Source organism: Acidithiobacillus sp. AMEEHan (genome assembly GCF_030996345.1).
Taxonomy (GTDB): Bacteria; Pseudomonadota; Gammaproteobacteria; order Acidithiobacillales; family Acidithiobacillaceae; genus Igneacidithiobacillus.
The window spans coordinates 97,929-123,826 of sequence record NZ_CP118747.1; the positions used below are offsets into that span (position 1 = coordinate 97,929).

Here is a 25,898-nt window from a genome sequence, read left to right on the forward strand (position 1 = left end):
CCGCGCAGTGGTCCTCGACAGCGACCACGGAGAACTTCTGCAACGCATCCAGGATTTCTGGCCGGCTGCTCGCGTGCAGCAGCTTCGCTTTCTGGGCGCAAAGGTCCAAGCCCTTGGTTCTCGGCTTTATCTCGTCGGCGGCGTGGTCCGTGATCTCTTCCTTGCCCGCCCTAGCCAGGACTGGGATCTTGCCATCGACGGCCCACTCGAACCCTTTCTTGATGTGTTACAAGACCTGGGTTTCCGGCTCGACAAACGTTCGCGATTCGATACCGCCACTCTCGTAGGCCCGGAGGGGTTGCGCTGGGATCTGGCCCGCTGTCGCGGCGAGCGTTACCCCCAGCCTGCCGCCTTGCCCGAGGTTTTCCCCGCCGACATCCATACCGACCTGCAGCGCCGCGATTTTCGTTGCAATGCCATCGCCCTGCAGCTCACCCCGGACGCCTTTGCCGAGGTCCTCGACCCTTTCTGCGGACGCGAGGATCTCCGCGCCGGCATCCTGGAGGTGCTGCACCCTCGATCTTTCCAGGACGACCCGACGCGGATCCTGCGCGGACTGCGTTTTGCCAAGCGCTTCGGCTTTTCTCTGGGTCCGCAGTCCCGCCAACAACTGCGCGAGGTGCTCGAAACCCATGTCTTTGTCCATCTGGGGGGTGCTCGGCTGTTTCGCGAACTCTCCCTATTGCTGCAGCTTCCTGGACTGCCCGGAAACCTGCAGACATTGCGCGACTGGGGTTTGGGACCGCTCCTACCGCCATTGGCGTCAGCACCGACAGAGATCTGGCCAGCGCTAGAGCGGCTCGAACAGTCCCTCGATAAATACCAACAGCAATTTCAGGACACCCCTGACCGGCCTGCCACGGCCCTACTTCTGCTTGCCCATTTCACTTCCGAGGAAGTGCGAAGGCAGCATTGGCAACATTGGCAGTGGCATGCGGACCGGGCCTGGCTGCACGACCTCGCCGCCTTACCGGCTCGACTACCGGGGCCGACACCGGCGATGCAGGCGCGCTACTGGCAGAGCTGGACGCCGGCAGGTATCCTTTGCGCTTTGGCCCTTCAGGAGGATCCCGGGCTGAATCGCTCGGCCTGGCACTATCTGCAGGTACAACGCTGGCAAAGGGTGCCGGTAGATGGTCGGGACCTCCAGAACTGGGGAATCCCCGCCGGCCCACGACTCGGCGATCTGCTCGCGCGTCTGCAAGATGCGGCCTGGAATGGAGCCTTTGAAGACAAGGATGGTGCCCTGCGTTGGCTGAAACAAGAAAAGCTACTGCCGTGATCGCCTGGGTAGGGATCGGCAGCAACCTGCAAGAGCCACGCGTGCAGGTGGCGCGGGCACGGATGGCCTTGGCAGCGCTGCCGCAATCGCGTTTGGACTGGATTTCGCAGGATTACCTTTCGGAGCCCATCGGGGGAGTCGCGCAACCTGCCTTCGTCAATGCCGTTGCCCGTTTGGAAACCTCTTTGCCGCCACAGGATCTGCTCCATGCCCTGCATGCCATCGAAGAGCAGGCCGGGCGTCAGCGTACGCTGGAGCTGGTCTGGGGCCCGCGGGTGCTGGATCTCGATCTTCTTCTTTACGGAGATTTGTGCAGCGAAGATAGCAATCTGCGCTTGCCCCATCCGCAAATTGCTCACCGCGCCTTCGTCTTGCAGCCCATGGCGGACTACGACCAAACCCTGGTGATCCCCGGCCTCGGCACCATCGCGCAGCTTTTGCCGGCAGTTGCCGACCAGCGCCTGGCGCTAATGCCCGCGCCGACGGAGCCCGGCAGCGCAGAAGTCCGGCGCTCATGCTGATCGTAGCCGAAGGTCCTATGGGGGTCGGGAAAACCAGCCTCACCCAGCTATTGGCCAGCCATTTTGGCGCAAAAACCTGTCTGGAGACACCGGGAAACAATCCCTTTCTTGCCGAGCTCTATGCCGATGGTCGTCACGCCCTGGCAACCGAGCTGCATTTCTTACTGCAGCGCTGTACCCAGTGGCAGGCATTGCCTGACGGCCTGTGTTTCAGCGACCACGGACCGGATAAGGATCTGCTTTTCACCGCGCAGACCCTGTCCACGGCCGAGCGCGAGCTCTATCTGCAGATTCGTGCCCGACTGCTACCCCAGACGCCCCAGGTGGATCTGATGATCTTCCTCGATGCACCGCTGGCGGTCCTCCATTCCCGGGTGCGGGCGCGCGGCGACCATTGGGACATGGCTATGCAGCGCGAATACCTGGCGGGGGTCCAGGCGCGTTATGCTGAGTTTTTTGCTGGATATTCTGGGTCGGTCCTTGATCTGCGCGGCGAGAAGCTGGACTTCGTCGCGCGCGAAAAGGATGCTAAAATCCTGACTGATTTAGTCGGGAATAAACTACACGAGTTGGGGTGGCGGAATTGAGCAAACGCATCGATACCTGGATCGCGGCCAAAGAGCGCGGGGAAAAGCGCGTCTTGGTGACAGCTTATGATCATCCCTTCGCCAAGCTGGCGGAAGAGGCTGGCGTGGATGGCGTTCTGGTTGGCGATTCTCTCGGGATGGTCGTTCAGGGTCATCGCGATACCCTGGGGGTGACCTTGGAACAAATGGCCTACCATAGCGAGATGGTGGCGCGCGCCTGTCAGCGCAGCCTGGTCTTTGCCGATCTCCCTTTGGGCAGCTACGAGGAAAGTCCGGCGCAGTGCTGGCGTTCCGCTACCACCCTGCTGCGCGCTGGCGTCGAGGTGATTAAGTGGGAAGGGGGACTGGAATTCCGCGAGCATCTGGAGTTCTGTGCAGCGCGCGGATTGAACGTCTGCGTGCATCTCGGTTTGACCCCGCAGCGCCTGCGCCAGTGGGGCGCTTTTCAGCGCCAGGCAACGACGCCCGAGGCGGCGGAACGCCTGGAGCAGGAGGCCCTGACCCTGGCCCGCTCCGGTGCCCGTTTCCTGCTACTGGAAGCGGTTCCCGCCGCACTGGCCGCGCGGATCACGGCGCAAAGCCCCGTCCCGGTCATCGGTATTGGTGCCGGGCCGGATACCGATGCCCAGGTTCTCGTCATGCACGACGCCCTCGGCCTTGGTGAAGCGCCACCCTTTGCCCGTGCCTTCGTCGACGGTGCGGCCCTGTTGCGTGCCGGTCTCGGCGACTACGTGCAGGCAGTGCGCGAACGGTCCTTTCCTGCCAAACCGGGTAAGCGCTGATGCCGATTCTACGCAACCCGGAAGGCTTGCGGAGCTGGCGGCAACGCCAGCGTGGCAGTCTGGCGCTGGTCCCCACCATGGGCCATCTCCACGCCGGGCACATCTCGTTATTGCGCCTCGCCCAGGCGCGGGCCGAGCAGGTGTTGGTGAGCATCTACGTCAATCCCTTGCAGTTTGGCCCCGGGGAGGATTTTGCCGCCTATCCGCGCAGTCTGGAGAGTGACCTGCAGCAACTGGCGGGGCACGGCTGCACCGCCGTCTTCGTGCCGGGCGACGAGGATCTCTATCCCAGGGGCGCCACCGAACAGACGCGGATCGTCCCGCCCGAACGACTCAGCAATATCCTCTGCGGCGCGCAGCGTCCAGGACATTTCGCCGGCGTGGCCACCATCGTCCTCAAGCTGCTGCACCTAGCCCAGCCAGACATCCTGGTATTAGGGGAAAAGGATTTCCAGCAATACCGGATCGTCGGACAGATGCTCGACGACCTGAATCTTTCCACCCAACTCCTTTGTGGACCGACCCAGCGCGATGAAGATGGCCTCGCCCTGAGTTCCCGCAACAGCCGCCTGACGTCCGCACAGCGGGTTCTGGCGCCGCGCCTTGCCGCCGAACTGCGGCAGCTCTGCCAGCTTCCCATAGGTAGCCCGGCACAGGCGCCAGCCCAGGCGGCGCGGGAGCGTCTGCAGGCAGCGGGCTTCCGCGTGGACTATCTGGAACTGCGGGACAGCGAAAGTCTGGAACCGATAGCCGAGTCTCGCCCTGGGGCGCGCTGGCTGCTTGCCGCCCGCCTGGGCGATGTCCGTCTCATCGACAACATGGTGATCCCATGAGCGAGAGACGCGAAATTCCTTACAACTATACCTCCTTTTCCGACCGGGAGATCGTCTGCCGATTCCTTGGAGAAGAGGCCTGGGCGACCCTGGAAACGCTGCGCGGGCACCGGGTCACCGGGCGCTCGGCGCGGATGCTCTTCGAGGTGCTGGGCGATCTCTGGGTGGTTGCGCGCAACCCCTATCTGCAGGAGGACCTCTCTTCCGACCCCAAACGGCGGCGCGCCCTCTGGCAGGCCCTGGATCATCGTTTGGACGAGATTGATCAGCGCGCCGAAGGTAACGTCCTGGTCCTGCAACTCCTTGATCGCTGTCGTGCAGCCAAGCAACGTTTCATCGCCAACTTCGATGCCGAGCGCGACCTGCGCAAACGCGCGGCGCAGGCCCTGGCCAAGGTCAGCCCCAAAGATCATGTGGACTTCAGCCCCTATGCCCGGGTGGCACATGTGACCGACGCCTCGGATTGGCGCGTCGAGCTGCCGCTGGTGGTCCTCTACCCGGCAACGGAGGCAGAACTGGCCGAGCAGGTGCGCGTCTGTCGCGAATTGCAACTGGCCATCATCCCGCGCGGAGGTGGCACCGGCTATACCGGCGGCGCGATTCCGCTGACGCCGCGAAGCGCCGTCATCAACACCGAAAAACTGGACTATCTATCGCCGATTCAGAAAACCGCCCTACCCGGCTGCGATGCCCCGGTACCCGTCGTCGAGGCGGGTGCCGGAGTGGTGACCAAGGCCGTAGCTGATCTGGCCGAAAGCGCCGGGCTCGTCTTTGCCGTCGATCCCACCTCTCTCGATGCCTCCACTATCGGCGGCAACATCGCCATGAATGCAGGCGGCAAAAAGGCAGTACTCTGGGGTACTACCCTCGACAACTTGGCATCCTGGCGTATGGTCATGCCTGATGCCCGCTGGCTGGAGGTGGAACGCCTGGATCACAATCTGGGGAAGATCCACGATCAGGAACTGGTGCGCTTCCGTATCACCCGCTACGACGCGGATGGAAAGACTCCCAGCAACGCACCGGAGATCCTCGAACTTCCGGGCAGCAGTTTCCGCAAAGCCGGCTTGGGCAAGGACGTTACGGATAAAGCCCTGGGAGGCCTGCCGGGCATACAGAAGGAAGGCTGCGACGGCATCATCACCTCGGGACGCTTCATCCTGCACCGCATGCCCAAGCATCTGCGCACGGTCTGTCTGGAATTCTACGGTAAAGATCTGGAACCGGCGGTCGCTGCCATCGTCGAAGTCAAGACTTATGTGGAAGGGCGCGCGGAGGTGCTGCTGACCGGATTGGAGCACCTTGATGAGCGCTACATCAAAGCGGTCAAGTACAGCAACAAGGCGCCACGGCGCGAGCGTCCGCGCATGCTGCTGCTCGCCGACATCGCCGGCGACGATGCCGACGCCGTGGGGGCCTGCGCCTCGGCAGTGGTGCGTCTGGCCAATGCCCGCGGCGCCGAGGGCTTCATCGCCACCACTCCCGAATCGCGGCGGCGCTTCTGGGCCGACCGTAGTCGCACCGCCGCCATCGCCGCGCACACCAACGCCTTCAAGATCAATGAAGATGTCGTCATCCCCCTGGACCGGCTGGGCGAGTACACCCGCTCCGTCGAGCGCTTGAACATCGAACAATCGATCGCCAACAAATTGCGCATCATCGATGCCTTGCGCGTCTACCTGCAGGGAGAGATGCCGGAACTGCGCCGGGTGAAGGATTTTGAGGACAGCGCCGAGGAACAGGCGATTGTCGCCGGCAAACGAGATGCCGCACTGAAACTCTTGCGAGAAATATATGATCGCTGGGAAAAATATCTCGCTCATCTCGACCAGCCCGCCCGCGATCTGCTGCCCGGGTTGCCCGCAGAAGAGCAAGGGCAGATCGATCCGGAGCAGAGCCTCCTCCAACTGCTCTTGCGCCGTGACCTGCGCATCAGTTACCGCGAAGACATCGGCAAACCACTGGAAGAACTTTTCGCCGGAGAGCGCTTCTCCGCTGTTCTGGAGGAGATCCGGCGCATCCACGAGCGGGTCCGGCGCACAAGGATCTTTGTCGCACTGCACATGCACGCCGGCGACGGCAACATCCACACCAATATCCCAGTGCTCTCTTCTGACCGCGAGATGCTGCAGGAGGCCGATCGGGTGGTCGACCGCATCATGGAGATCGCCAAGGAGCTGGATGGGGTCATCTCCGGCGAGCATGGCATCGGTATCACCAAAATGCGCTGGCTGGAACCGGAAAAGGTGGCGGCATTCCAGCGATACAAGGCACAGATCGATTCCGAGGGCGTGTTCAATCCAGGGAAACTGCTGCCCGGCTCCGGCTTGGAAGCTGCCTATACCCCCTCCCTGCAACTGGTGGAGCAGGAAGCGCTGATTCTCGAGGCGAGTGAGCTCGACAGCCTCAACCGCGAGATCAAAGACTGCCTGCGTTGCGGCAAGTGCAAGCCGGTCTGCATGACCCATGTGCCGCGCGCCAATCTGCTCTATTCGCCGCGCAACAAGATCCTGGCGACAGGGCTTTTGATCGAGGCCTTCCTCTACGAAGAGCAGACCCGACGCGGGGTATCGCAACAGCATTTTCAGGCTCTGGAAGATGTGGCGGACCATTGCACCACCTGCCACAAGTGCATGACCCCCTGCCCGGTGGACATCGATTTCGGCGAGGTCTCGGTGCACATCCGCAATCTTCTGCGGGCGCGCGGCGAAAAGACTTTCAGTGCCGGTACCCGGCTGGCCATGAGCTATCTCAACGCCAGTGACCCGCAGACCGTGCACTTTCTGCGCCGTGGCGTGTTGCAGCCGGCCTATCAGGCGCAGGCCCTGGCGCACCGCATCGTCCGCCCCCTACTACCCAAGGGCGAGGCGCCGGCCACCACGGGCAAGGCCGATGTCCGCGCCGAGGTCATCCATTTTTTGCGCAAGCCCCTGCCGACCGACATGGGTGCCCAGACCATGCGCCAGATCCTCGGTATCGTCGACCACGAAACGGTGCCCATTCTGCGCGATCCGCAGGCCGCCCCGGACAGCGAGGCGGTATTCTATTTTCCCGGCTGCGGCAGCGAGCGCCTCTTCAGCCATATTGGCCTGGCCACCCTCGCCATGCTCTATCGCGTGGGAGTGCAAACGGTGCTGCCACCGGGCTACCTCTGCTGCGGCTACCCGCAGACCGCTGCCGGACAGGAAGACAAGGGACAGGAAATCTCGGTACGCAATCAGGTGCTCTTCCATCGTGTTGCCAACACCCTCAATTATCTCGATATCAAGACCGTCATCCTGTCCTGCGGCACCTGCATGGATCAGTTGCTCAAGTACCAGTTTGAGCAGATCTTTCCCGGCTGCCGGCTGCTCGACATCCATGAGTTTCTCATGGAAAAGGGCGTGCGCATGGAAGGGGTTTCCGGCGTGCAGTATCTCTACCATGATCCTTGTCATAGTCCGATGAAGACGCACAAACCGCTGATCGTGGCGGAAACCCTGTTGGGGCAACCGGTGCGCGGCTCCGAGCGTTGCTGCGGCGAGGCCGGCACCTTGGCCAGCAGCCGTCCGGATATCGCGACGCAACTGCGCGCGCGCAAGGAGGAAGTCCTGCACAACGACATCCAGGCCCTCACCGGGGCGCCCAAAGCGCAGGGCGGGAACGTCAAGCTGCTGACTTCCTGCCCGGCCTGTCAACAGGGTTTGGAACGCTACCGCCTGGATACTGGCCTCGGTACCGACTATATCGTCGTGGAGCTCGCCAAGGCGCAGATGGGGGCCGATTGGGCGCGACAATTTGCCGACGCCGCCCGCAACGGTGGCATCGAACGGGTCTTGCTTTAGGCATGACGCAGGCATTTACCCGTGCCGACCTGCGCATTCAACTCCTTTCCGCCATCGCCGCCTCCGCTGACGTGACGGCATTCCTTCGTTTTCACGACGTCTTTACCTCGGCCATGACCGGCAATCTCGCCCTCCTGGGCCTGGCCCTGGGGCAGGGACATCTGGCCCTAGCGACGCACTCCCTCCTGGCCCTCGTCGGCTTCACCCTCGGCGCCGTGGCTGCCAGTGCCTTGGGAACCACCGCCTGGGGGCGGGGAGAACGCATCCTCTTTCTGGAACTGTTGGGGCTCTGGATCTTTGCTGCCGGCTGGTGCCTGTGGGGCTTTCCCGTCGGCGGCGGACCGCTGGCACTGATGATCCTGGGTTCTGCCGTGGCCATGGGCACGCAAAGCGTCCTGGCACGGAGAATCAATGTGGCCGGCGTGCCCTCAGTAGTATTCACCAACACCCTGACCAGCATTCTCATTGGCCTCACCGAAGCGCTGCGAGCGGGCAAAAAGCCTGCCTGGGTAACCGTGCAACAGCTCACCGCCCTCCTCGCCTACGCGGGCGGTGCTGTCCTCATCGCGGCCCTACTCTGGTTCAGTCCGCTCCTCGCCGTCAATCTGCCTTGGGTCGCACTACTGGTGGTATGGTTTTTAGGACGACATGAAACAAGCGCGTGAGGACCGCACCGTGCCCGTCCCCCTCGACGGCGTTCTCGATCTGCACCAGTTTCGCCCGGCAGAAGTCGACGACCTGGTCCGCGAGTATCTTCGCGCCTGTCGCGCCGCCGGGGTCCTGCAGGTCCGCATCATCCACGGCAAAGGCAAGGGCGTCCTGCGCCGGCGGGTGCATGCCATCCTGCGCCGTGAGGTAGCGGTACGGGCCTTCGGCCTTGCCCAGGACCGCAGCAGCTGGGGGGCTACCTGGGTCGACCTCTACCCCGCCGACGTCACCCCGCCCGCCAAGGCCGCGCCGGGCGTCGAACTGACAGTCAGCAAAGCGCCGTTCTGGTATCGTCTGCTGCAGTCCATCTTTTTGCGGAAGTGATACATGGAAGAAGAAGGCGTCATCAAGTTTCAACTGCATTGGCAGGCGAGCAGTGCCCCTGCCCCAGATCTCATCCGCGAACTGGAAGCCTGGCGCAGTCGAGTGCGTGCCATCGGCGGCATTGGCGCAAACCCGCGTCGTTATGGCGGGATTGGTTTCGGCAACCTCAGTCACCGCTGCGCCGAGGGTTTCTGGATCACCGGCACGCAAACCGGGGAGCTCGCCAGCCTCGGTCCCCAACACTACAGTCTCGTCGAGCGTTGGGATATTGGCGCCAACACCGTCTATGCCAGTGGTCCAGTGGCACCCTCCTCCGAATCCCTGAGCCATGCGGCGCTTTATGATCTACGGCGAGACATCCACTGGGTGTTTCATGCGCACCTGCCGGAGCTATGGAGACGTGCGGCAGAACTGGACCTGCCACGCACTCCCGCTGACATCGCGTATGGTACGCCGGCCATGGCCCTGGCCGTGCAGGAGATAGCGCGCCATGCCAGATTGCCGCTGCTGCTCAGCATGACCGGCCACGAAGACGGCATCCTGGTAGCCGGCCAGCAGGCCGACGAATGCGGCCAGGCATTGCTGCGCGCGATTGCCCGCGCACCCGCCATCTGAGCGACGTTATTCCTGAACCACTTCCAGCGCCCCCGCCTCGAGCAAGGCTGCCTCGGCGATGGCCGCCGCCTGGGGGTCAAACCCCCCATAGACAGCGGCGATAGCCGGCTTCTCCGCAAACTCCGCCGCTTCCATGCGAGGGTTTTCACTCAACAACAGTTGCAACGCCGACTGCAGTTCCAGCGGTGCATCCTGCAATTCGGCAAGCTGCTCGCGAACTTTGCTCAGGGCCATCTGCATGGCATCGGCACTGGGAAACAACACTTTGAGAAGAAACACGGATCCTCCAACTGCGGGGAAATGGAGCCACCCATGATACGCGCGATGTTTACGCTCGATCCAGAACTGCGGGCCAATCTCGTTGCCGAGCTTTGTTCCTCTTCGCATTCCCCAGCGGCGTCATTTTTCGTACACTGGGCGCTTCGGAGGTGTGGCAGAGCGGTTGATTGCACCGGTCTTGAAAACCGGCAGGGGTTCACGCCCCTCGTGAGTTCGAATCTCACCGCCTCCGCCACTACTCAATTCACCAGTTTTCGGCCGAGGATCAGCAGATCTCTTGTCTCGCCGTCGAGCTCGGCGACGTCCGGCAGGTTTCCCCATTCGACAAAGCCAAATTTCTTGAACAACCGTACACTCGCCTGATTTTCCGCGAAGATGAAGCCTAGCAATGTGAAAATGCCCAGTGCTGGGCCAGCATGCAGCGCATGTTCCATCAAGATACTGGCCTGACCTTTTCCCCGCTGATCCTCCCGCACATAGATCGCAACCTCCGCAGTGGCAGCATAGGCCGGGCGTCCGTAAAAATCGGAGAGGCTCAGCCAGGCATCGATTCCGGCACCACTCTGCAGTACCAGATCGGCCGTCGCTTGGGATCATGGGCTTGAAACCAGGGGATCCGGCTCGCAACCGTTACCGGATCGGTATCAGCGGTAACCGTGCGAGATGCAATAGTGGAGTTGTAGATGGCGACGATTTCCGGCAAGTCCTCCAGAGTCGCCAAGCGCAAGGAGCTCTCCATCACTTCCTGCCACTTCCACGCCGGCGCACGCGCAGGGTCTGAAACTGTCGATACAGAACCCGTCCCTGTCCGCCTTGCGGGTGCCGGCTTACGTGGCGCAGTTCGGTCCAGTCGACCTCCGCGCTCAGAGCCTGGCAATCGCTGTGCTGCAGGGCGATTTCGGCTGCCGCGCGCAAGACCTCCGCGGGTACCACCTGCTGGGGATGGGAGCGGCGGATCAGCACATGACTGCCCTGCAGATCCTGCACATGCAGCCAGAGGTCCTGCGGCCTACCCAGACGAAACGTCAGGTATTCGTTGGCGCGCGCGTTTTTTCCCCAGAGGATGGTAAAGCCCTCCACCACCCGCTCTTCGATGCCCTGCCGACGCGCTTGCGCGGGCTGCTCTTTGCCGGGCCTGGATATGCTGGCCTGGAGAGGAAGCTCATTGGGCAAGGTGGCCAGCGCCTTTTCCACAGCGACAATCTCTTCGTGGATGCGCTGCTGCGCTCGCTGTGCGCGCTGGGCACGGCGGAGAAGTTCCCGCGCATGGTCATGGAGGAGTTTTCCCGCTGGAATATCCAGCTCTATCTGGCCAATGCCATCAGGAAGGTACTCAGGCACCAGCAACGGACCTCCCGAATGCACGCGATCGGGCAAGGCAAAAAGTGCCGACGCATACCGTCGATCATCCACTGGAAGGCTCTGCCAACGGGCGAGATCGGCTTGCAGCCGCTGCAGGCGCCGCCGTAAGCGCCGTTCCTCGCGCTCATGCTGCGCCCTTTCCAAGACAGCGCCGCTAGCCGGCGCAGCCGCCGGCAGTTCCTGCCAATACGTGGCTGCGTGTACCGGAAGCGCGCTTGCAGCAGGGTCATTGCCCAGAGGATGCGGCCCTTGCCCTGGTGACTGCCACCATCCGGCACAGGGCGGCCCATGCAGAACGGCATCGATCTGCGTCCCGGCGTCGCTGGCCATCAGCGCGCGGCGTGCGGGATGCAGCAACAGGAGCGGGTTGCCAAGCTCTTCCCAGTGCCGTGTCGTCGTGGGCGGCTGATACGCTGCCTGCGGCAGAATACGCGCTGTTCCCTGATCAAGAGAATCCCAGCGGGAAGACCAGTGGATTCGCAAGTTCTCATCCAGCAAGAGCAGTGCTCCACGCCCTCCGAAACACTCGGCGATCAGCGTCCAGTTCCGTTCCTGCCGATCCAGACCAACATGGCGGAAAGACAAGGACACGATGCGATCGGCCCAGGGGACTGCGATGGCCAGCAGACGAAAACCCGCGAGCTTCTGCCCCAACAAGGCCGCAGGACCAGCGGGTTTCGGAACCGTGGAGGTCGCCTCGCTCCAATACAAGCCCAGGGGTGCTGCCTGATACGCCAGCAGCAGTCGTTTGCGGGCAAAATGCAGGGTCGCTCTGCCCCCTTCTACAGAGACACCCCGCAGGCTCTGCTCAACGAAGTCCTCTTGCAGACAGCGCGCGGCGGCAAAGATCTGCAGGGTATCCACAAGCTAGGGCCGCACTTGCAATACGCCGGCGCTCAGCAAATAGTGCCAGATGATGTCGAGGGCCTCGCTGTCCGTCGCTTGACTGGTGTCCAAACGCAGCTCCGGCGCCTCGGGCTCCTCGTAAGGGTCGCTCACCCCGGTAAAGCTGGCGATTTCGCCGCGCTGCGCGCGAGCGTAGAGTCCTTTCGGATCGCGTAGCGCACAAACCGCCAGCGGCGTCGCCACATGCACCTCGAGGAACAAGCCACCGGCCTCCTCTACCAGTCTACGTGCCTCGGCACGTGCATTCCGGTAGGGAGAGATGGCGGCAACCAAGGCAATGCCGCCATGACGCGCGATGAGGCTTGCCACAAAGCCAATGCGACGGATGTTTTCATCGCGATCCGCGCGGCTGAACCCCAGGCCCTTGGAGAGAAATCGGCGTACGACATCGCCATCGAGCAGAGTCAGTGCGCGGGAGTCCTGACTTTCCAGGCGACGTGCCAGCATGCCGGCCAAGGTACTTTTGCCACTGGCGGAGAGCCCGGTAAACCAGACCACCAGCCCACGGCGGTCCGCGCCGCGATAAGCTTGACGGAGGATGCGGATGACCTCCGGGGGAGAGAACCATTCCGGGATTTCTTCATTGGCCGCCAGACGCCGCCGCAACTCCGTGCCCGACAGCTCGGACAGGCGCTCGCCGTTGGCCTCGGCGCGGGGTACGTAAGCGCGTCGACTGGGGGAGTAGGCGTACTCCGGCAGGAGCACGGGCACGATGCCCAGTTCGTTCCGGTGTTCCTCCAGCAGCTCTTGCGCGGCAAAGGGCGGGTACCAACTGCCCTGCTCCGGGTGCCCGGGATCGGCATGGGCCCGTCCCACCACAAAGTGGGTAGCACCGTGATTGCGCCGGATCAGCGCATGCCAAAGCGCCTCGCGCGGTCCAGCCATGCGCATCGCCAGGGGGAGCGGGGAAAGCAGTACTCGCCGCGCGGGATAATGGGGCAGCACGGCGCGGTACGCGCGCATGCGCGCCGCCGCATCCACATCACCCGGCTTGGTGGGACCGATCGCCGGGTGCAGGAGCAAACGGGCCTCCTCACCCAGCTCCGCCAGCGCCGCCTGGGTGATGGCAATGTGCGCATGGTGCAAGGGATTTCTGGTCTGAAAAGCAAGTAAAGGACGCCCAGTCGCCAGCTCGCGGATTTCTTTGGGATATAGGTATTCTGGGGGAACTCCACGGCGGCAGCACGGCGTAGGGCATTCTCTTCCCACGGCTCGACGCTGCCAGCAACATTCCAGGGAAGCGAATCGAGAATCTGCGCCACCCCGGGATGTCTACGGTCATCACTACCGTAAACCACCAAGGCCTCCCGTCGACGCTCGGGCCGATAGATCTCACTCACCTGCAAACGCGCCAAAGGCGTGCCGTCTTCCCGGTCGAGACGCAGCATTGCCCCCTCTTCCAGACCCTGCGCCAGGTGATCGCTTACCTCGAGGGTGATGGGAATGGGCCACAGGCTGCCGTCGGGCAAGCGCATCTGCGTCAGTACCGACTCCCAGCTCGCCTGATCCATGAAGCCCGGCAGAGGCGCAAAGGCACCATTGAGCAGCAGCTCCAGGTCGCAGCGCTGGCGTGCGCTCAGCACATGTACGGCAACTTCGCTGCTCATGCGGTCTGCAGGGGAAAGAGGGGAAGATGCGCCAGCGACAGCAAGGGTTCCGCCAGTTGTGGCTGGTCGCCTTCGGTGCAGATCGTCGCCACGGCAGCAACCCGCGCCCGCGCTTCGCGCATCAGGTTGCGCATGGCTTCCAGCGTCGAACCCGTACTGATCACATCATCCACCAGCACCACCGGCTGTTCCTGCAGCAAAGCGCGGTCCTTGGCATCCAAGTAGAGAGTCTGCGGCTTGCCAGTGGTGATCGACAGGGTCGAAGCCTGTAACGCCTCCCCCATGTAGGACTTATAGCTCTTGCGCAACACTACGTAGGGCTTCTTCGTCCGTAAGGAAAGCGCGTAGGCCAGCGGGATGCTCTTCGCCTCGGCGGTCACCAAGGCCACATACTCGTGGACGCTCAGCTCTTTGGCCAAGGCTTCGGCGGCAGCCTCGCAGAGTTCCGTGTCTCCCAGGATGTTGAGTACGGCAATCGCCAGATCCGGGCTGACGGCAAAGAGCGGGAGATCGCGCTGCACCGTACCGATGCGCAAGCTGTGACTTTCTTGCGGGAGGGAATTCTGCATTGAGGGCCTATCCTGTTCACTTTTTGGAGAGCGCCAGTTTGCCACGACTGGGCACGCTGCCCAAGCACCCTGCTTCCAACGATCCCGCTTTCATCATGGCTATTGCGTGACTTTCATTCCGGGTATATTATCCAACCGTTCCGTCGCCGTCGGCGATGTGTACGTAACGCTCCCTCCATCAGGAGGTTTGGGTACGACAGGTTTCCTGATCGTACCTTTTTTATTTCATCGTCCCGCGGACGACAGGCAGACAAGAGGTCACATGGGCGGTATCACAAGGGCTCTCATCAGCGTTTCCGACAAAACTGGCGTGGTAGAATTGGCGCGCGGTCTGGCCGCCCGTGGGGTAGAGCTGCTATCCACCGGTGGCACGGCACGCCTGTTGCGCGAGGCGGGACTCCCGGTGATCGAGGTGGGAGACTACACCGGCTTCCCGGAAATGCTTGAAGGTCGGCTGAAGACCTTGCACCCCAAAATTCATGGTGGCCTGCTAGCCCGCCGCGATGATCCGCGGCATCAGGAAGACATGCGCCGCGAGGGCATCCCGCCCATTGACCTGCTCTGCGTCAATCTCTATCCCTTCGAAGCGACCATCGCCAAGGAGGGCGTGAGTCTGGAGGAGGCCATCGAGCAGATCGACATTGGCGGGCCGACCATGCTGCGCGCTGGCGCCAAGAACTGGGAAGGGGTAACCGTCTTGGTCGATCCCGCAGACTATGAGCTGGTGCTGCGGGAAATGGAACAGAGCCGCGGTGGCGTTGGTGCAAAACTGCGTTTTCGCCTAGCGGCCAAGGTTTTCGCCCATACCGCTCGCTATGATGGCCTGATTGCCAATCATCTCTCCCGCCACCTCGACAATCTCGACCAGCCCGACGACTTCCCCAAATCCTCACGCTGCAACTGCAGCAGAAGCAGGGGCTGCGCTACGGCGAAAACCCGCACCAGCGGGCGGCTTTTTATGCCGATGCCAGCGGCGCCGGCCTGGCCCATGCACAGCAACTGCAGGGCAAGGAGCTTTCCTACAACAACTTGAGTGACAGCGACGCGGCGGTGAATCTGGTGGTGGAATTCGACGAACCCGCCTGTGCCATCATCAAGCATGGCAATCCTTGTGGTGCCGCCATTGGCAAGGACATTAGCGATGCCTTTTCCCGCGCCTGGTCGGCCGACCCGGTCTCCGCCTTTGGCAGTGTCATTGCCTGCAATCGCAGTATCGATGCAGTGCTTGCCCAAGCGATGACCGAATCGTTCATCGAAGTCATTCTGGCACCAGAGCTTGCGCCCGAGGCAGCGGCCATCCTGGGGCGCAAGAAAAATCTGCGGGTTCTCGCCTTTGGCGATATGGCGCAATGGCGACGGGCGGGCGCCTGGGACTACAAGCGCGTTCGTGGTGGCATGCTCGTGCAGGACTTTGACGATCTCGTCGAAGATGAAGCTCAGTGGCGGATGGTAAGCGAGCGCCAGCCGAGCGCGGCAGAGCTGCAGGACCTGCGCTTTGCCTGGAAAGTCGCCAAGCATGTACGTTCCAATGCCATCGTCTATGCTGCCGACGGCCGCACCGTAGGGGTTGGCGCCGGGCAGATGAGTCGCGTCGATGCCGCTCGTTGCGGCGCCGCCAAAGCAGAAGAACTGGGCTTTTCCCTGCAGGGTGCGGCCTTGGCTTCCGACGCCTTCTTCCCCTTCCGCGATGGGGTGGACGCCGCCGCGGCAGCGGGGGTCAAGGCGATCATCCAGCCCGGCGGATCGATTCGCGATGAAGAAGTCATCGCCAGTGCCAACGAGCACGGTATCGCGATGATCTTCACCAGCGTCCGCCACTTTCGCCATGGTTAAGGGAGAGTAGCTATGCACAAGGTCATGGTCCTCGGTAGCGGTGGTCGGGAGCACGCCATCGCCTGGAAACTCGCGCAATCGCCGGCCGTCGAGGCCGTGCTCTGCGTACCCGGCAACCCCGGCACCGCCGCCGAAGCCAAGTGTCGCAATCTCCCTCTCTCCCCCTCGATGCGGCAGTCGTGGTCGCTGCCGCCCATGCCGAAGGCGTCTCCCTGGTGGTGCTGGGTCCAGAAGCGCCGCTGGTGGCGGGGGTTTCCGATGCCCTGCGCCGTAGCGGTCTGGCCGTCTTTGGCCCCAATGCCGCCGCTGCCCGCCTCGAGGGGAGCAAGGCCTTCGCCAAGGAATTCATGGAGCGGCATGGAATCCCCACCGCTGCCTATGGCCGCTTCACGGAAATCAAGGCGGCACATGCTTTTCTGGCCCGGCAGCCCTTGCCTATCGTCATCAAGGCCGATGGTCTGGCGGCGGGCAAAGGCGTGGTGATTGCCGAGAGCCAGGAGGAGGCGGAAGAAGCCCTGACGCGCTTCTTGGCCTGGGGTCCCGTGGTCATCGAAGAGTTTCTGCGCGGCGAGGAAGGGAGTTTCATTGCCATCATTGCCGACGGGCAGGTCCTGCCTCTGGCCGGCTCCCAAGACCATAAGCGCCTCGCTGACGGTGATCAGGGCCCCAACACCGGCGGCATGGGGGCTTACTCCCCTACTCCCATCCTCGACATCGCAATGAGCGAGCGGGTGCGGCGGGAAGTCATGTTGCCCATGGCCCGTGCCCTGCAGGCCGAAGGCCTGCCCTACCGCGGCTTTCTCTATGCCGGCTTGATGATCACCGAAAGCGGCCCCAAGGTCCTCGAGTTCAACTGTCGCCTAGGAGACCCAGAAACCCAGCCCCTGCTGATGCGTCTGGATTCGGACTTGTTTTTGACCCTGCTCGCCGCTGCCCGCGGTGATGCCTTGCCGCCAGAGCTGCAGTGGAAGAAGGAACTGGCCCTCTGCGTGGTGTTGGCAGCCCCCGGCTATCCCGACGCGCCACAGCTCGGGCAGACCATCCGCGGGCTGGAAAGATCCCTTGATGGCGCGACGGCGAAGGTTTTTCATGCCGGCACCCGTGTCCAGGACGGCGCTCTGGTCACTGCTGGTGGGCGGGTGCTCGGGGTGACGGTCCTCGCGCCGAGCATCAGTGCCGCCCAGGCACAAGCCTACGCCCTGGCGCAGCAGATACATTGGCCGGGGATGCAGTTGCGCCACGACATCGGCTGGCGGGCCCGTGCTCGTAGCTAGCATGTTGCCGCGCCATCCTCGTCGTCAGGCCCTGCGCAAAGCCGTCGCCGAGTTGCGACGGGGGGGCGTCCTCGCCTACCCAACGGAAGGGGTCTGGGGCCTAGGCTGCGACCCCCGCAATCGGCGTGCCTTGCGCAAGATTCTTGCTCTCAAGGCCCGACCCCAGAAAAAGGGCGTGCTTCTCGTTGCCGCCAATCAGGCGCAAACTCGGTTCTATTGGCAGGCTACGGAGCCCTTGGCGCTGCAGCCAGAAGCCTACTGGCCCGGCACTACCCTGGTCCTTCCCGCCAGCAGACCTTGTCCCGCATGGATTCGCGGCCAGCACGATGGCATTGCCCTGCGCGTGAGCGCGCACCCTGGAATACGTGCCCTGTGCCGGGCCTTCGGCGGCGCCATTGTCTCCACCAGTGCCAATCCTGCTGGAAAGCGCCCAGCGCGCTCCCTGCGCGAGCTGCGCCGCCACTTTGGTCGGGACTTGCTCACGCTGCCCGCGCGCTTAGGTGGCCAAGGCCGCCCAAGTCGCATTATTGATGCCCGTAGTGGCAAGATCCTCAGGAGTTGAGTATGAGCGCCTTAGATCTCTCGTCCCTGGAACAGTTTTTACTGCAATTACAGGATGAGATATGCACCCAGCTTGCTGCCGCCGATGGCGTCGCGAGCTTCCGCGAGGATCTCTGGGAGCGCGCCGAGGGGGGTGGAGGTCGCACCCGAGTCCTGGCCGAAGGCGATCTCTTTGAAAAGGCCGGGGTGAATTTTTCTCGCGTGCATGGACGGCAGCTACCGCCTTCCGCTACCGCTGCGCGACCCGAGCTGGCCGGCCAGGGCTTCGACGCCCTGGGTGTCTCCCTCGTTCTGCACCCGCGCAATCCCTACGTGCCCATCGTCCACATGAACTATCGCTTTTTTAGCGCGGGGAGTACCTGGTGGTTTGGCGGCGGTGCGGATTTGACCCCTATCTACGGCTTTGTCGAGGACGCCGAGCATTTTCACCGTACCTTGAAGACCGCTTGCGATCGTCACGACCCGGCCTACTATCCGCGTTTCAAGGCTTGGTGTGATGACTATTTCACCATTCGCCATCGCGGCGAGATGCGCGGCGTCGGCGGGATCTTCTTCGACGATCTCCACGGCGACGCCGAACGGATTCGCGCCCTCTGGGAAGATGTAGCGCAGAGCTTTCTGCCGAGCTACCTGCCGATCACCGAACGTCGTCGCCATCTGCCCTATGGCGGACGGGAGCGGCAGTTTCAGCTCTTGCGACGCGGGCGTTACGTCGAGTTCAACCTCGTCTACGACCGCGGCACCCTCTTTGGCCTGCAATCGGGGGGGCGTACCGAGAGCATCCTCATGTCCCTGCCTCCCCTCGCGGCTTGGGAGTACGACTGGCAAGGTGAGGCTGGCAGCCCTGAGGCAAGGCTGAAGAGCGAGTTTCTGACGCCGCGGGATTGGGCATGATCGAAGAGCAACTGCGCAGCTGGCTCTTCCGCTTTGAGCCCGAGCGCGCCCATGCCCTCGCCATGAGCGCCCTGGAAGCCCTAGGCAAGATGCCGCGCACCCGTATCCGACTCTGGCCGAGCAACGAAGCCATCGACCCCATGCTACGACAGACCCTCTGGGGGCTCGACTTCAGCCACCCCTTGGGTCTTGCCGCTGGCTTCGACAAAGATGCCCGCGCCCTGCCCGCCCTTGCCGCCATGGGTTTTGCCTTTGTCGAGATCGGTACCATCACTCCCCAGCCCCAAGCCGGCAATCCCGCGCCGCGGCTGTTTCGGTACCCGCAGCAGGGGGCAATCATCAATCGCCTGGGCTTCCCTAGCGAGGGCATGCTGCGGGTAGGCGAACGTCTGGCGAGCCAGGGACATCCGGCCATTACCGTCGGTATAAATCTCGGCAAAAACAAAGACACGCCGCTGGAGCGGGCGGTGGAGGACTATGAGCAGCTACTGCGGCACCTGCATCCTTTCGCGGACTACTGGGTGGTCAACGTCAGTTCTCCCAACACCCCCGGTCTGCGCCAACTGCAGAGCCTCAATGCCCTGCGCCCGCTGCTCAGCAGACTGCGGGAGATACGCCGCGAACTGGCAGGCACGGAGGCGCCGCGGCCGCTCTTGCTGAAAATCGCCCCCGACCTAACCGACGAGGAAATCCAGGAAATCGGTAGCCTAGCGCAGGACGCGCAGCCGCTCTTGGAAGGCTTCATCGCGACCAATACGACGATTTCGCGCCCAGAGGGATGGCCGTATGCCGCCGAAGCCGGTGGCTTGAGCGGTCTGCCCCTGCGGCGGCAGGCGCTGGCGGTGCTACGTCAATTACGGCGTAGTACAGGCGGCCAAGTGCCAATCATTGGCGTCGGCGGCATAGCGAGCGCCGAGGATGCCTACGAACGCATTCTTGCCGGCGCCAGTTTGCTACAGAGCTACACCGGCTGGCTCTACCGCGGATCGTCTCTAGTGCAGGAACTGACGCGCAACCTACCGGAATATTTGCGGCGCGACGGCTTTTCCTGCCTCGCGGAAGCCGTCGGCCAGGGCTCCTAGCCTATTGCTGCAGCGGAATGGTCTGCTGCTCCGGCTCTTGAGGTGCTGGGGCCGGTGCTGCTGCGGCGGGAGCCGGCGCCTGGCTCTCTACCGAACTCGCCGCCATCGGCTGCAGACCGAGTTGATTGGCTAGGGCCTGTTGGAAGCCCAACGACACCCGCTTGTCGCCAAAGGTGCCGACACGGATATTGACCTTGCTCACATCGGTGGCCATGGAAGTGATGGTTACTTTGACCCGCTGCGCCTGCTGGTCGCTGCCCTCGATCATGACCTCGCTAGGCGTTTTCTGGATCATTCCCTGGTATTGGATGCCAACCTGGGAAAAGGCCGCCTGGGTCGCCTGCGCCGCTCGCGCCACAGAAACCGGATAGTAGGCATAATAATTGGCTACGCCGCCATTTTCGACGTAGGTGACGGCACCAGCACCAGCACCAGCGCCGAGCAAGGCTACACAACCACTCAAAGGAACCGTAGCCAACAACGTCGCCGCCAGCAAGTAACGAGAAGAAAAGCGCATTTTTGTCTCCGAAGGCATCCCGCCGCCCACAAAAAAGCCCGGGCTGCCCGGGCTCTTTCTCAACATGGTACCGAGAGTCGGAGTCGAACCGACACGGTGTCACCACCACCGGATTTTGAGTCCGGCGCGTCTACCAATTCCGCCATCCCGGCAATTCAAGCGCGAAGGATACCAAGGTGGGAAATTTCTGACAATGGGCGCCACATTCGGGAGCAGTGTTGCGAGGCGAGCTTCACGAGGGTGACAATGGCAGCAAGACTACGACGGCTCTACCTTTAATGACCAATGCACCTGTTTCATCTCTGATCCGACACCTGAGTCTACGCCAGCTGCAGATTTTCGTGACCGTGATACGCCTGGGCAGTTTCAGCAAAGCGGCGGATGCCCTGTTCCTGGCCCAACCAACGATTTCTCTGCAGATGAAAAAGCTGGCAGACACGGTGGGCATGCCACTCTGGGAACAGGTGGGGCGGACTATTCGTCCAACCGGAGCGGGGGAAGATCTGTATGCGGCCTGCGAAGAAATTTTTCAAAGCCTGGAGAACTTCGACAGCCAAATCGCCGAACGCAAGGGAATGCGACGGGGAAATCTTCGCCTGGGGGTCGTGACCACGGCGAAATACATTGCCCCGGAACTGTTGGCGGCTTTTGGGGAGCAGTATTCCGGTATTCACTTTGCGATGCAGGTACGCAATCGCGACGAAATCATCCTACGTATCCAAGCCCATGAAGACGATCTCTACATCATGGGTCAGGTGCCAGAGACAGAGGTCGATGTCGAGGCCATCCCCTTCGCCCTGAATCCCCTGGCTGTGATGACCCCCCGCGACCACCCGCTGCTGAAGGGCACCCCGCCCCTGCCCCTGGCAAGTATCGCGCAAGTACCTTTCCTGGCCCGTGAGCCGGGTTCGGGAACGCGCAACGCCTATTTGCGCCTTTTTGCCGAACAGGGGCTGAAACCGCAGATCGCCATGGAGCTGAGCAGCAACGAGGCGATCAAGCACGCCGTCGCCAGTGGACTGGGGATTTCCATTCTTTCCGTACATTCCCTGGCCTTGGAGGGGACTGGAGGTCCAATTCAGATCCTCGAGGTGGAGGGCTTTCCCATTCTGCGCCAATGGTATTTGGTCTATCCACGAGGCAAGACCCTTTCACTCACTGCCCAGCGATTTTTGGAGTTTTGCGTGGCTCAGGAAGATTTTATCACGCGCCGTTTGGTGGCTCTCTGGCCAGGCCTGGCGCAACATTTGCGCTGACGTGGCTTTAACATTTATAAAAATAAATCTATTTCATTGTTAATTCAAATTTGAATAAATAGGATACATCTCCTAGAGTCTCCCTCGGTTTCTTACGAAGGAGGCAGCGATGTATACCCATCTTTCCGTCCCCTGGCTCAGCGCAGCGGCCTTGGCCCTCATGCCCACAGGACTCTTGTTGGCAGCCCTGGCGCGGGTACAGCCCACCCGTCACGCTGCCCTCAACACCCGTCAACGGATACGCTGGGCAGCCTTCTTCGCCTTGGCAGCGGCGCTGTTCGCCGATTGCACGTTTTTGCTCGGTGCCCGCGCCGACTTGACGCTGGCGGAGATTCCCCTTCCAAGTCTGCATTTTTCGCTACCGCTATCGATTGCCGTCAATGGACTCACCCTGACCCTGGCCACCCTGGCAGCCTTTGTCATCGTCATGATTGCGCAGTACAGCGTGCAATACCTCGATGGTGACCCGCAGCAGGCACGTTTTTCGCGGCTTTTGGCCAGCACTGCCGGTTTCTTTCTCATTGTCGTCGTGGCCGGCAACGTCGGGCTCTTTACCTTGGGAATTTTTGCCACCGGCTTTACCCTGCATCGATTGCTGAAGTTCTACAGCGAGCGCCCAAAAGCGATCATGGCTGCGCACAAGAAGTCGATCTTCAGCCGCAGTGCGGATCTCTGCCTACTCGGGGCAACCGTCCTCATCGGCCAAGCGACGGGCAGCCTGCAATTTGCGGCGCTGCGCCACAGCGTGGAACACAGCGCAAGCTTGCCCATCAGCCTGCAGATTGCCGCATGGTTGCTGGTTGCAGCGGTTATCCTCAAAAGCGCGTTGTTTCCCTTTCAAGGTTGGCTGATTCAGGTCATGGAGGCGCCAACCCCGGTCTCGGCCCTGATGCACGCCGGAGTCGTGTACAGCGGCGCCATCATCGCTCTGCGCTGCAGTGCTCTGCTGGTACGAGTACCCGACGCATTGCTTTTCCTGGGGGCGGTGGGCCTGCTCACGGTGTTCTTTGCCTCTCTGGTCATGACCACCCAAACCGCCATCAAGTCAGCCCTTGCCTGGTCGACGACGGCACAGCTGGGATTCATGTCACTCGAATTGGGTTTGGGTCTTTTCCCCTTGGCACTCCTGCATCTCCTGGGGCACTCCCTGTACAAGGCGCACGCTTTTCTTTCCTCGGGGAGCGTGACCGACCAACTGCGGCAGGTGCCGGCGGGTCCCAAGAAGATCCCGACCATGGGCGTCTGGATGGCAGCAGTGCTGGCGGGAGTGGTCATTGCTGGCGGCGGGGCTTGGGCATTGGGGGAAAATCCCCTGGCCGACCCAGACTGGTTTGCCTTGGTCGCCATCGTCTCCATCGCCCTGTCGCAGCTTTTGGTCAAAGGCTTTGGCTTCGACAACCTGGCGGATCGCTTGAGCGCCCTCAGCCTGGCGTTGCTGACTGGCGGGCTCTACCTGCTCCTGCACAGTCTCTTTGTTTGGCTCTTCCGCAGCGATTTGGCTGCTCCCCTGGATGATACGGGCCTTGCCGAGCAAGTCTTGGTCTATGCCGTTGCCGCCAGCTTTTTGCTCCTGAGCTGGCTGCAGGGGCCAGGCCGAGCATTGCTACCCCAGCGCTTGCAACTCGCCCTCTACACCCATCTCTACAACGGCTTGTACGTGGACTACTGGGTCGAGCAGTTTTCCCATCGCTTCTGGGCCGAGAAGGTCGGAGTGGAGCTGCCGCGCAAGAATCTTGCCTTGGAGTCTTTGGAGAATATCGCCCGTAATCAGGAAGTTCTGGAAAATTCTGGAGGTGCGCAATGAATCGTGAAGAGCAATTTACCACCCTCTGCGAGCAGGTGACACGCCGCATCGCCCCGCTCTGGCCCCTGGATAGCTACATTGCCGTAAATCCCTACTGGGGCTTTGCCGACCGCCCCTTTGCCGAGCTCGCCGCAGAGCTGCAAGGAAGCGTTGGCGAGCGGGTGATCATGGACCGGCGCTGGTACGCCGAGCAAGTGAGCGCGGGCAAACTTTCCATTGAAGACATCCTTCGTGCTGCCGAAGACTTGGGTCTTGGTGGGGACGAAGAGGATTGGCAAGCCTATCTGCAGGGGCAGATAGAGCCGCCCATGCGCCTGCCCCTGCTGCCGGAGCTCATGAACCGACAGGGACACGCATCCATCTCGCAATACGTACTGGAGCAGATCAGTCATTTTTTGGCGGCCTACTATGATCGCGGGCAGGCCCTTTGGTCCTTGCCCAAAGATCCGAGTCAGGGACTGTTTGCCGCCTGGCGCCAATATACCCTGCACGATCACAGCCTGGGTCCCATGGGCTTGCGCCCTGCCCGTAAACAGCTGCTTGCTCTCTCTACAGATGCAACAGCAGCCAGACGCTGGGCTCTGGAGGTTCTGGACCTACCCGATGCAGTAGTAGAGGCGTATCTTCTGGTCCTACTCAAATCCATCAACGGCTGGGCGAGCTGGTGCCGCTACCTGCTCTGGCAAGCGGAGCTCGAGGGGAAGTCCGATGCGGATCTTCTCGATCTGCTTAGCATTCGTCTGGTCTGGGAGGCACTCCTGCGCCAGCTCGCAAAGCCCGCGATCGTGGACTCCTGGCGGCGACAGCTGCGCGGCTGGCTTTACGACGACAAGAATGCCGAACACGAGGATGCACGGCGCAGCGAGGTGCTCCTGCGTGCCAGCGAAATCGCCTATCGCCGCCAGCTCGCAGCGTGCCTGCGCCGCCAGCCCTCGCGGACCCATCGAAGCAACGGGAAACCGCGGATACAGGCGGCATTCTGTATCGACGTCCGCTCCGAGGTCTTTCGTCGCCACCTGGAGAGCGTCCTCGACGATTTTGAGACCATCGGCTTTGCCGGTTTCTTTGGCGTCCTGCTCGACTACAAACGCCAGGGCGACAATGTCGCCCGCGCGCAGGCACCGGTGCTGCTACGTCCGCAAGTGCATGTCGAGGAGACCGGACCAGAAAAGATCCTGCAGCGGCGTTTTCGCCGCCTGCGTCGGAGCGCCGAATGGAAGCACTTCAAACTATCGGCGGCATCCTGTTTCTCTTTCGTCGAGACCGCTGGCTTGAGCTACGTCGGCAAACTGCTGGCGCACACCGTGGGCTGGCAGCGCCCCTCTTTGCCACCCGATCTGGCTGGGCTCTCCGCCGCTGCACGGACCCGGTTGCACTGCGTTTTGCCACCCTCCCTGCATCCCGAAGAGCGGGTGCAGATGGCGGCATCCATCCTCACTGGTCTGGGGCTGAATCACGGCATGGCACAGCTGGTGCTCTTGGTAGGGCACGGCAGCTCTACCACCAACAACCCGCACCGCGCTGGTCTCGATTGTGGCGCCTGCGCAGGGCAAACCGGAGAGGTAAATGCCCGCGCAGCAGCGGATCTGCTCAACGACCCAGCGGTGCGTATCGGCCTGCGCGCAAAAGGTTGGGAGATCGACGACAAGGTCGTCTTTTTGCCTGCCCTGCACGATACCACCACCGATCAAGTGGAAATCCTGGTCGGCATCGACGACCCGCGCCTCGACCCCGAACGGCTACGGGAATTACAGGAGAGTCTGGCCGAAGCCGGTAAGCGTTGCGGATTGGAGCGCATCCTGCGCCTCGAACCCGATCTACGTGACCCTGTCGCCGTGGCGCAAAACCTCCTGCATCGAGGTCGGGACTGGTCCCAGGTGCGACCGGAATGGGCCCTGGCCGGCAATGCCGCCTTCATCGCCGCCCCGCGCTGGCGAACTCGGGGACGCAATCTCGCCGGCCGCGCTTTCCTGCACGACTATGACGCGAACAAAGACCCGGACTTTTCCGTATTGCGGCTCATCCTTACCGCACCCTTGGTGGTAGCGAACTGGATCAACATGCAATACTACGCGTCGACCATCGATAACCAGCGCCAAGGCTGCGGCAACAAGGTACTGCACAATGTGGTCGGCGGCACCATCGGCGTCCTGGAAGGTAACGGCGGTGATCTGCGGGTAGGCTTGTCCGAGCAATCCTTGCGCGACAATACCAGCAATTTGCAGCATGAGCCCCTGCGCCTCTCGGCCCTCGTAGAGGCACCTTGTGAGGCCATGGACCGCATCATCGCCGAAAGTCCAGCCCTGCGCCAACTGGTCGATAACCGCTGGCTAACCCTACTGCAGATCGGTCGCGAGGGGGAATTGCGCGAGCGACGCGGCGCCGGAGACTGGGTGCGCGTCTAGTATTCACCGTTTGCTTCGTACTTGGCCCCGCGCAGAGATTCTCGGGGCCACTGACTTGCGGCGGCTGCAATCT

The 25,898-nt window shown here is 62.3% G+C and carries 23 protein-coding genes, 2 tRNA genes and 3 pseudogenes; 19 read left to right on the forward strand and 9 right to left on the reverse strand.

Annotation, left to right across the window (positions count from 1 at the left end; genetic code table 11):
• The first annotated feature begins 7 nt into the window (after window positions 1–7).
• Genes ORD17_RS00495 through ORD17_RS00535 form a run of 9 tightly spaced genes read left to right on the forward strand, consistent with a single transcriptional unit; the run spans window position 8 to window position 9,476 of the window.
• Window positions 8–1,282, forward strand: coding sequence for a CCA tRNA nucleotidyltransferase (locus ORD17_RS00495; RefSeq protein ID WP_308388983.1), 1,275 nt, complete (start codon window positions 8–10; stop codon window positions 1,280–1,282).
• Complete coding sequence (folK, locus tag ORD17_RS00500) at window positions 1,252–1,803, forward strand: 2-amino-4-hydroxy-6-hydroxymethyldihydropteridine diphosphokinase (protein WP_308388984.1); 552 nt, start codon at window positions 1,252–1,254, stop codon at window positions 1,801–1,803. Before ORD17_RS00495 ends, folK begins: the two co-directional genes overlap by 31 nt.
• Window positions 1,797–2,390, forward strand: coding sequence for a deoxynucleoside kinase (locus ORD17_RS00505; RefSeq protein WP_308388985.1), 594 nt, complete (start codon window positions 1,797–1,799; stop codon window positions 2,388–2,390). The genes folK and ORD17_RS00505 overlap by 7 nt, the downstream gene beginning before the upstream one ends.
• On the forward strand, window positions 2,387–3,172 hold the full coding sequence (gene panB, locus ORD17_RS00510) for a 3-methyl-2-oxobutanoate hydroxymethyltransferase (RefSeq protein WP_308388986.1): 786 nt from the start codon (window positions 2,387–2,389) through the stop codon (window positions 3,170–3,172). Before ORD17_RS00505 ends, panB begins: the two co-directional genes overlap by 4 nt.
• Window positions 3,172–4,005 carry a pantoate--beta-alanine ligase gene (panC, locus tag ORD17_RS00515; RefSeq protein WP_308388987.1) on the forward strand — a complete coding sequence of 278 codons (834 nt, stop codon included), beginning with the start codon at window positions 3,172–3,174 and terminating at the stop codon, window positions 4,003–4,005. The genes panB and panC overlap by 1 nt, the downstream gene beginning before the upstream one ends.
• Window positions 4,002–7,829 (forward strand): DUF3683 domain-containing protein, encoded by a 3,828-nt coding sequence (locus ORD17_RS00520; RefSeq protein WP_308388988.1) that lies wholly within the window; start codon window positions 4,002–4,004, stop codon window positions 7,827–7,829. Before panC ends, ORD17_RS00520 begins: the two co-directional genes overlap by 4 nt.
• Before the next feature lie 2 nt (window positions 7,830–7,831).
• Window positions 7,832–8,494 carry a YoaK family protein gene (locus ORD17_RS00525; protein ID WP_308388989.1) on the forward strand — a complete coding sequence of 221 codons (663 nt, stop codon included), beginning with the start codon at window positions 7,832–7,834 and terminating at the stop codon, window positions 8,492–8,494.
• Window positions 8,478–8,861, forward strand: coding sequence for a Smr/MutS family protein (locus ORD17_RS00530; RefSeq protein ID WP_308388990.1), 384 nt, complete (start codon window positions 8,478–8,480; stop codon window positions 8,859–8,861). Before ORD17_RS00525 ends, ORD17_RS00530 begins: the two co-directional genes overlap by 17 nt.
• Before the next feature lie 3 nt (window positions 8,862–8,864).
• Window positions 8,865–9,476 (forward strand): class II aldolase/adducin family protein, encoded by a 612-nt coding sequence (locus ORD17_RS00535; protein ID WP_308388991.1) that lies wholly within the window; start codon window positions 8,865–8,867, stop codon window positions 9,474–9,476.
• Window positions 9,477–9,482: 6 nt separating this feature from the next.
• Here the strand turns inward: ORD17_RS00535 and ORD17_RS00540 are convergent, their stop codons facing one another.
• Window positions 9,483–9,755 carry a hypothetical protein gene (locus ORD17_RS00540; protein ID WP_308388992.1) on the reverse strand — a complete coding sequence of 91 codons (273 nt, stop codon included), beginning with the start codon at window positions 9,753–9,755 and terminating at the stop codon, window positions 9,483–9,485.
• 145 nt (window positions 9,756–9,900) lie between these two features.
• On the opposite strand from ORD17_RS00540, the gene ORD17_RS00545 reads away from it, so the two are divergent.
• Window positions 9,901–9,990: transfer RNA gene (locus ORD17_RS00545), tRNA-Ser, on the forward strand.
• A gap of 4 nt (window positions 9,991–9,994) precedes the next feature.
• Here ORD17_RS00545 and ORD17_RS00550 read toward each other — a convergent pair.
• The 6 genes and pseudogenes from ORD17_RS00550 to ORD17_RS00575 all read right to left on the reverse strand — a co-directional run bounded on the left by ORD17_RS00550 (window position 9,995) and on the right by ORD17_RS00575 (window position 14,199).
• Entirely contained in the window at window positions 9,995–10,330 is a 336-nt protein-coding gene (locus tag ORD17_RS00550; RefSeq protein ID WP_308390109.1) for an N-acetyltransferase family protein, read from the reverse strand.
• The gene (locus ORD17_RS00555) at window positions 10,291–10,494 is read right to left on the reverse strand and encodes a hypothetical protein (protein WP_308388993.1); all 204 of its coding nucleotides are present in this window, start codon (window positions 10,492–10,494) and stop codon (window positions 10,291–10,293) included. Before ORD17_RS00555 ends, ORD17_RS00550 begins: the two co-directional genes overlap by 40 nt.
• Window positions 10,494–11,981 carry an NFACT RNA binding domain-containing protein gene (locus ORD17_RS00560; protein WP_308388994.1) on the reverse strand — a complete coding sequence of 496 codons (1,488 nt, stop codon included), beginning with the start codon at window positions 11,979–11,981 and terminating at the stop codon, window positions 10,494–10,496. Before ORD17_RS00560 ends, ORD17_RS00555 begins: the two co-directional genes overlap by 1 nt.
• A 3-nt stretch (window positions 11,982–11,984) precedes the next feature.
• Window positions 11,985–13,232: an adenylyl-sulfate kinase gene (cysC, locus tag ORD17_RS00565; RefSeq protein WP_308388995.1), complete on the reverse strand. Its 1,248-nt coding sequence runs from the start codon at window positions 13,230–13,232 to the stop codon at window positions 11,985–11,987.
• A 62-nt stretch (window positions 13,233–13,294) separates the two neighbouring features.
• A pseudogene (locus ORD17_RS00570) lies at window positions 13,295–13,630 on the reverse strand (adenylyltransferase); the annotation flags it as partial.
• The gene (locus ORD17_RS00575; protein ID WP_308388996.1) at window positions 13,627–14,199 is read right to left on the reverse strand and encodes a phosphoribosyltransferase family protein; all 573 of its coding nucleotides are present in this window, start codon (window positions 14,197–14,199) and stop codon (window positions 13,627–13,629) included. The gene ORD17_RS00575 and the pseudogene ORD17_RS00570, both read right to left, overlap by 4 nt.
• Window positions 14,200–14,461: 262 nt before the next feature.
• Between ORD17_RS00575 and purH the strand changes: the two are divergent.
• From purH to ORD17_RS00605, 6 genes and pseudogenes are all read left to right on the forward strand, one after another.
• A pseudogene (gene purH / locus ORD17_RS00580) lies at window positions 14,462–16,032 on the forward strand (bifunctional phosphoribosylaminoimidazolecarboxamide formyltransferase/IMP cyclohydrolase).
• A 24-nt stretch (window positions 16,033–16,056) separates the two neighbouring features.
• Window positions 16,057–16,125, forward strand: a pseudogene (locus ORD17_RS00585) (hypothetical protein); the annotation flags it as partial.
• 47 nt (window positions 16,126–16,172) lie between these two features.
• A complete protein-coding gene (gene purD / locus ORD17_RS00590) occupies window positions 16,173–17,306 on the forward strand; it encodes a phosphoribosylamine--glycine ligase (RefSeq protein WP_308388997.1) in 1,134 nt (377 codons plus the stop codon).
• Window positions 17,293–17,868, forward strand: coding sequence for an L-threonylcarbamoyladenylate synthase (locus ORD17_RS00595; RefSeq protein ID WP_308388998.1), 576 nt, complete (start codon window positions 17,293–17,295; stop codon window positions 17,866–17,868). The genes purD and ORD17_RS00595 overlap by 14 nt, the downstream gene beginning before the upstream one ends.
• Before the next feature lie 2 nt (window positions 17,869–17,870).
• Window positions 17,871–18,761, forward strand: coding sequence for an oxygen-dependent coproporphyrinogen oxidase (gene hemF / locus ORD17_RS00600; RefSeq protein WP_308388999.1), 891 nt, complete (start codon window positions 17,871–17,873; stop codon window positions 18,759–18,761).
• Window positions 18,758–19,843: a quinone-dependent dihydroorotate dehydrogenase gene (locus tag ORD17_RS00605; RefSeq protein WP_308389000.1), complete on the forward strand. Its 1,086-nt coding sequence runs from the start codon at window positions 18,758–18,760 to the stop codon at window positions 19,841–19,843. Before hemF ends, ORD17_RS00605 begins: the two co-directional genes overlap by 4 nt.
• A 1-nt stretch (window position 19,844) precedes the next feature.
• Here ORD17_RS00605 and ORD17_RS00610 read toward each other — a convergent pair whose 3' ends face one another.
• Both ORD17_RS00610 and ORD17_RS00615 read right to left on the reverse strand, forming a co-directional pair.
• Window positions 19,845–20,360, reverse strand: a complete 516-nt coding sequence (locus ORD17_RS00610) for a DUF3568 family protein (RefSeq protein WP_308389001.1) — start codon at window positions 20,358–20,360, stop codon at window positions 19,845–19,847.
• A 65-nt stretch (window positions 20,361–20,425) separates the two neighbouring features.
• Window positions 20,426–20,512 (reverse strand) — tRNA-Leu (locus ORD17_RS00615).
• A 126-nt stretch (window positions 20,513–20,638) separates the two neighbouring features.
• On the opposite strand from ORD17_RS00615, the gene ORD17_RS00620 reads away from it, so the two are divergent.
• The 3 genes from ORD17_RS00620 (at window position 20,639) to ORD17_RS00630 (ending at window position 25,825) form a co-directional block, all read left to right on the forward strand.
• Window positions 20,639–21,616: a LysR family transcriptional regulator gene (locus tag ORD17_RS00620; protein ID WP_308390110.1), complete on the forward strand. Its 978-nt coding sequence runs from the start codon at window positions 20,639–20,641 to the stop codon at window positions 21,614–21,616.
• Window positions 21,617–21,725: 109 nt separating this feature from the next.
• On the forward strand, window positions 21,726–23,420 hold the full coding sequence (locus ORD17_RS00625) for a proton-conducting transporter membrane subunit (protein WP_308389002.1): 1,695 nt from the start codon (window positions 21,726–21,728) through the stop codon (window positions 23,418–23,420).
• Window positions 23,417–25,825, forward strand: coding sequence for a DUF2309 domain-containing protein (locus ORD17_RS00630; protein ID WP_308389003.1), 2,409 nt, complete (start codon window positions 23,417–23,419; stop codon window positions 25,823–25,825). Before ORD17_RS00625 ends, ORD17_RS00630 begins: the two co-directional genes overlap by 4 nt.
• The last annotated feature ends 73 nt before the right edge of the window (window positions 25,826–25,898 follow it).